General features: G+C 35.5%; 5 protein-coding genes. All 5 read right to left on the reverse strand.

What is annotated here, in order from left to right; translation table 11 throughout:
- Window positions 1-187: 187 nt before the first annotated feature.
- The gene (locus AAC037_RS19020; RefSeq protein ID WP_146948635.1) at window positions 188-826 is read right to left on the reverse strand and encodes a hypothetical protein; all 639 of its coding nucleotides are present in this window, start codon (window positions 824-826) and stop codon (window positions 188-190) included.
- A 196-nt stretch (window positions 827-1,022) separates the two neighbouring features.
- A complete protein-coding gene (locus AAC037_RS19025; protein WP_339904823.1) occupies window positions 1,023-1,847 on the reverse strand; it encodes a hypothetical protein in 825 nt (274 codons plus the stop codon).
- Window positions 1,848-1,938: 91 nt separating this feature from the next.
- Window positions 1,939-3,045, reverse strand: coding sequence for a tyrosine-type recombinase/integrase (locus tag AAC037_RS19030; protein ID WP_339904825.1), 1,107 nt, complete (start codon window positions 3,043-3,045; stop codon window positions 1,939-1,941).
- A 348-nt stretch (window positions 3,046-3,393) separates the two neighbouring features.
- A complete protein-coding gene (locus AAC037_RS19035) occupies window positions 3,394-4,563 on the reverse strand; it encodes an AAA family ATPase (protein ID WP_339904826.1) in 1,170 nt (389 codons plus the stop codon).
- A gap of 313 nt (window positions 4,564-4,876) precedes the next feature.
- A partial coding sequence (locus tag AAC037_RS19040) for a cyanophycin synthetase (RefSeq protein ID WP_339904828.1) occupies window positions 4,877-5,390 on the reverse strand: 514 nt, incomplete at its 5' end.

Raw genomic sequence — 5,390 nt, forward strand, 5'->3', positions numbered from 1 at the left:
CTCTCCGGCCGAAAAAAAACTTGTAACTGAAATGCCGCCTGAATGCAGTAGAACGTGATTCAGCTTGGAGACGGCGGGCATTCAGAGACGTTCTCTTCCAGCCTAATTCTAACTTCTTAAAGATACTAAACTTTCAATTTACTCGGAACCCCCCGCTGTATCCAAGGTGATGTTAGCAGAATTCATTTTAGTCCTTCCTGTAATACTTAATTTCCTTAACCCGCCAATTACTTTTTTCTTTTTCAATCAACACTAATGTAGATGTACCAGTTTTTTGGAAACCACCATCTTTCCAAATAGTAATGTAGTAAAAACCTTGAGTGAGGCTGTCGTTGAAACTCACTCTACTTATTTCGGGCCTAAACTTGAAATTTTCATTGGTATAATTTTCTTCAAAATCTATCGGTTCAATTTTGTATTTTTCATTCAAGTAAAGAGTATTATAACCAATATATCTTGACTTAAGTGTTGCAAAGTTTTTTGTGGTAGTCAAATCAAAGTAAACAATATCACTAGTATCATAGATATTAATTAACCAATCATTTTGCTTAATTACTTCAGGTAACGAAATCAAATTACCATCAAATGCTGCAATATGGACAATACTACATTTCTTTTCTACAAGCTCCTTAAAAATAAATTCCGATGAATTATCATCTTCATTGAATGGAATTGTATCATAAAAACTACTCAAATCATCTTCAACCCACTTACAATAGTTTGAATAATAAAATGATTCAAATACTTCAGGAAGAGTTTTTGAAAGCGAAGTAATTTCTTCATTTTCATAGACATAATTACCTTTACAACTAAGTAAAAGTATCATCTTTAAAATAATGAATATCCTCGGTCTCAACTTTTTTTATGATTTTCTGCTAACGGGATTCAGCTTGGAGACGGCGGGCTTTCTGAGACGTTCGCTTCATCACCTCACTTATCTTTCTAATGACACTGATTTTTATAGTTAATCGGATCTGCCCGCTGTATCCAAGGTGATGTTATAGCTCGCTTTTTCTTGCATTTTAATCAACTGAGTTGTAAAATTTGATGCGTTCATGAATTATTCTTTGCTTTTCGGATTTATCCAGATCTTCAATACATGTAAATGAATGTCCTCGGGTAAGTTCGAATGTTTCATAATCTGGTAAATGTAGCTTTCTAGTGTGAAAAATCCCTATTAGCTTATCGTAATTATCAAACAATAATGTAATTCTATCTCTTGGTGAAGGGTCAACGATATAGCTTTCATAAATAAATAATTGCCTATAATTTAACTCTTGATTTAATTCATAATCACTAAATTCAAAGGATTTTATGTATTTATCTAAGAATGATTTAGTGAAATCACCTCTTTTAAGTGCTATTTCTAAAGCAGTTTCTGGAATCGAAATCTCCTTAATGTTGCCAATATGAGTAAAACCTTCAATCAGACCGACATTATCGTAAATTCTCCATACTTCAACCGTATCTTTTACTTTTCCAATGTGAGATCCATCAGTTGTTTTCAGCTGTTCTTCTGGATATAATTTAATCATTGAACCTTCATCTGAGCCAATTTGAATGAAAAATCCAATTTGTAACCAATCACCCTTTATTGGGCTAGTTTCTATCAAAGCATTATCATCAAGAGAAAGGATAATCTTTCCATTTTCTTTATTTCTCACATTAGCTGGCCCATCAATTCTTTCGCCATTAAGTATTTCGTAGGTGTCTTCTTCCTCTTCAATTTGTTGGATATCCTCTTTTATTTGATTTTTTTGATCTAAAGTCTGTTCAGTGCCATTATCTGTTTTAGTTGAACATGCTACAATTATTACAAATGGAAGTATTAATATTTGGTGTTTCATTTTACCGAAGTGAGCTATAACTTGTTTATATGCGCAGTTTTATTGCACAATATATCCTTATTTGGTTGACTTTGTGTAGTTTTATTTCACTTTATATTTTTATGTCCATATCCTCTATTGGACTTCTAATCTCCCTAATTTCTCGGTTACTTACATGTGTATAAATCTCTGTGGTTTTACTGCTTTGGTGGCCAAGTAGCTCTTGTATATACCGAATATCCGTACCCCCTTCATGCAGATGAGTGGCATAGGAATGCCGTAACCAATGCGGAGTGACAGGCTTTTTAATGCCCGCTTTTTCCACCGCAGCTGTTAATACGGCTGCCAGGCTCTTGGCACTGTATTGACCTCCTCCCCTTCCCTCAATCAGGTATTTCTTTGGCTGATAGGCTTTTAAATATTCTCTATACAAATCATGTAATATCTCAGGAAACCGAACAACCCTATCTTTTTTGCCTTTCCCATTTTTAACCAAAATCATACCCCTATCGTATTGAATGTGCTCAACCTGTAGGTTTAATATTTCGCTCCTTCTTAATCCACATGAATAAAGCAGCACCAACATAAAACGGTGCTTAAGATTGGATAAGGCCTGTAAAATATCCTTCACTTCTTGTTTACTTAATACATTAGGCAGACTCTTGGCTTTCTTTGGACGTTTGATAATTTCGGGATCCAATACCCGCTCTTCTAATATGAGATATGGGCTTTCTTTTGTTTGGTAGGAAACGGAATACTTTCTTCTGATGATGTAATCCCTGTTAAAGATCTCCAAATCCTCATTGGTAATAGAACCGGGTGGCTTGTTATCCAAAAACCTGAAAAATAACGCCACTGCCTCGGAATAGGATTTGATCGTTGCTTCGGAATAACGCCTGTTGCGAAGCCAATCCTTAAATCGCCGGATCTCTGAATGTAAATGTGCATCCAATTGAGGTAATTCAGGATGTTTTTCCGGCAAATCTACTTTCTGAATCCGGCTGTAGTCCAACCAAATATTTTTTTCTTTGAAATACTGTAGTAATTCAGACACCTGAGTAGGTGTATAGGGAACTGCCCAAACCCGCTCCTTGAGGTACCACTTACATTCCGGAAATCCTTTAACAATCTCTTTTAACTCGAAATCATAGGGGAATTCCAGCCGTATAATAGGTAGCTTTTGAAACCTATCGTTTTTCAAAATAATGGTCTTACGCATACGGTTGAAAAAAATATTTACCACAAGATACAAAAATTCAGGATTTCCCTACTACCTAAATCGTTTGAAGTCATTGTTTTGGACTCGGATTACGCAATAGGATTTCCTGCACTTTCTCAGGGACTGTTGCAATCGCAAGAAACAAGCTGTTTGGAGATTTTAGCATAGCACCGCTATGGTGAACCTGTCTACCCACAGGCAGGGTTGAAAACAGCAACGATTGGCTGATTTTGAAGCGATTTCAACTCGGAATAAAAAGTCTATTGCCTATTTCGGGTTAAATTTGCATTTTACCCCCTCTGACATTAACAAAATGTTAATGCCTAGGCATTCATTTGTTTTAGTCTTTTAATAATTCAATCCAAAAGCCCAAAGAGGAATCTCATTGCGATATCCATATTCTATATCATCTTTCACAATAAATGATTTACCATCTTTTTCTATTTGATTCTGTTGCTTATTTTTTCCTCCAACCTCAAATGTGTAGTGCTCAATTACGAAATCTGCTTTTTTTGAAGATATAACTTCATTTTTCACTTGCATTTGATTGAAAAAGAAGGATTCTCGCAAATTACCAACATTTGATTTTTCTCCAACCAAATTGAAAATGATATTTGTATTATCTAAGAAAACCTTATCAACTTTTCCTAATCCTCGAATTCCACCCGTTTCATTTCGTAACTGCCCAATAAGTCCTGCTTTTTCCATATATGAAAAATAATCATCTAAGGAGTTCCTACTTACACCAATCATTTCAGAAATTTTTGAAAAATTAGGTTTAAACGGTACACTTTCTGCAATGATGGAAAGTAATCGTTTTAGTTTTCGACCTGTCCCAACGCTTAGGTTTGCATATTGCGGAATATCCGATTCTAAAGTTTGAACTATAATTTGACCTAAACGTAAACTCATTTCATTTTCTATACCAAATGGATAGTACCCTCGTCTCAAATAATCATTAAATAGCGGTAAGGGATGTTGAATATTCACAAGTTTTGCTTCATTATTTATGATTTGTTTTAAAGTGTATATGTCCGATTCATAATTATGAAACAATTTCAAATATTCACGAAATGACAGCCCTTGTAATTTGTAAATAATTGCTCTACGGCTTAAATCAGCAGAACCTTTAAGGATGTCAAGTACAGAAGAACCTGTAAATACAACTTTCAATGTAGGAAATGAGTCATAAATGTTTTTAAGTTCTCGTGACCAGTCAGTGTATTTATGAATTTCGTCTATAAATAAATATTCTCCTGCATTTTTAAAGAAATCTTCTGCTAAATCAATAAGTCTATGGTCTCCAAAATACATATCATCGGCTGAAACATATAAGGCTTTCTTACTATCTAATTTTTCTTTGATGTGTTGAAGAATCATGGTAGTTTTTCCAACTCCACGAGCACCGATAATCCCAATCATTCGGCTTTCCCACGAGACGTTATCGTACAAATAGCGTTTAAAATCTGTTGTGGTATTTTGTAATAGCGTTTCAAATTTCTGATATAATGTTCTCATAATTTCTCAATACTACTTCCACAAATATACAGAAATGCACAACGTATTCAACAATACACCCTATTAATTGCTCAATACAATGTGCAGTATTTCTCTTGGAGTTAACGGGTTACTACTGCATGAAGTTGGCGATTTCGAAGCAAGTAACTGTCAACCAATCACTAAAATTGATAGAAGCACAAGCCAGTAAAAAGTCATCCTAACAGCAGGAGTCTTTCAATTACTTTAATCCCCTATGCTCAATACCGATCCTTGGCAGTAAATGTTAAAAAACAAATACTATTAATCCATGTAATTCCTCAAAAGCCCCCCCTTAAATAAAACCAAGCAATCCTTCCAGCTTCATGCCCCTACTCCCTTTGATTAGAATTTGATAGTCTTCCAATTTGGAGTCTTGGAGCCAGTTCCTTAGAGAAAAAGGATCGGGAAAATAAAGGGCTTTAGGAGCTTTAGACAAGGCATACTGGGTATCCTTTCCGGTAAAACAAATTTTATCCAAGCTCATTTGATTCACCAACTCCCCCACTTTCTCATGCTCAGCCTTGCTGTACTCCCCTAACTCATACATGTCGCCAAGGATTACCATCTTACGCTTGCGTTTATCCAACTTATCGAAAGCCTTTAAGGCGCTTTCCATGCTGGAAGGATTGGCATTGTATGCATCCAGCAATACCAGGTTGCTTCTTTTTTCGATGACCTGAGATCGCATATTTTCCGGAACATATGCAGCAATGGCCTTGGCGGCTTCCTTCATGGGCACTTCAAAAAATCCGGCCACACACAGGGCTGCAGCAATATTATCAAAGTTATAATGCCCTATTAGATTG

The organism is uncultured Cyclobacterium sp. (assembly GCF_963976465.1).
GTDB lineage: Bacteria > Bacteroidota > Bacteroidia > Cytophagales > Cyclobacteriaceae > Cyclobacterium.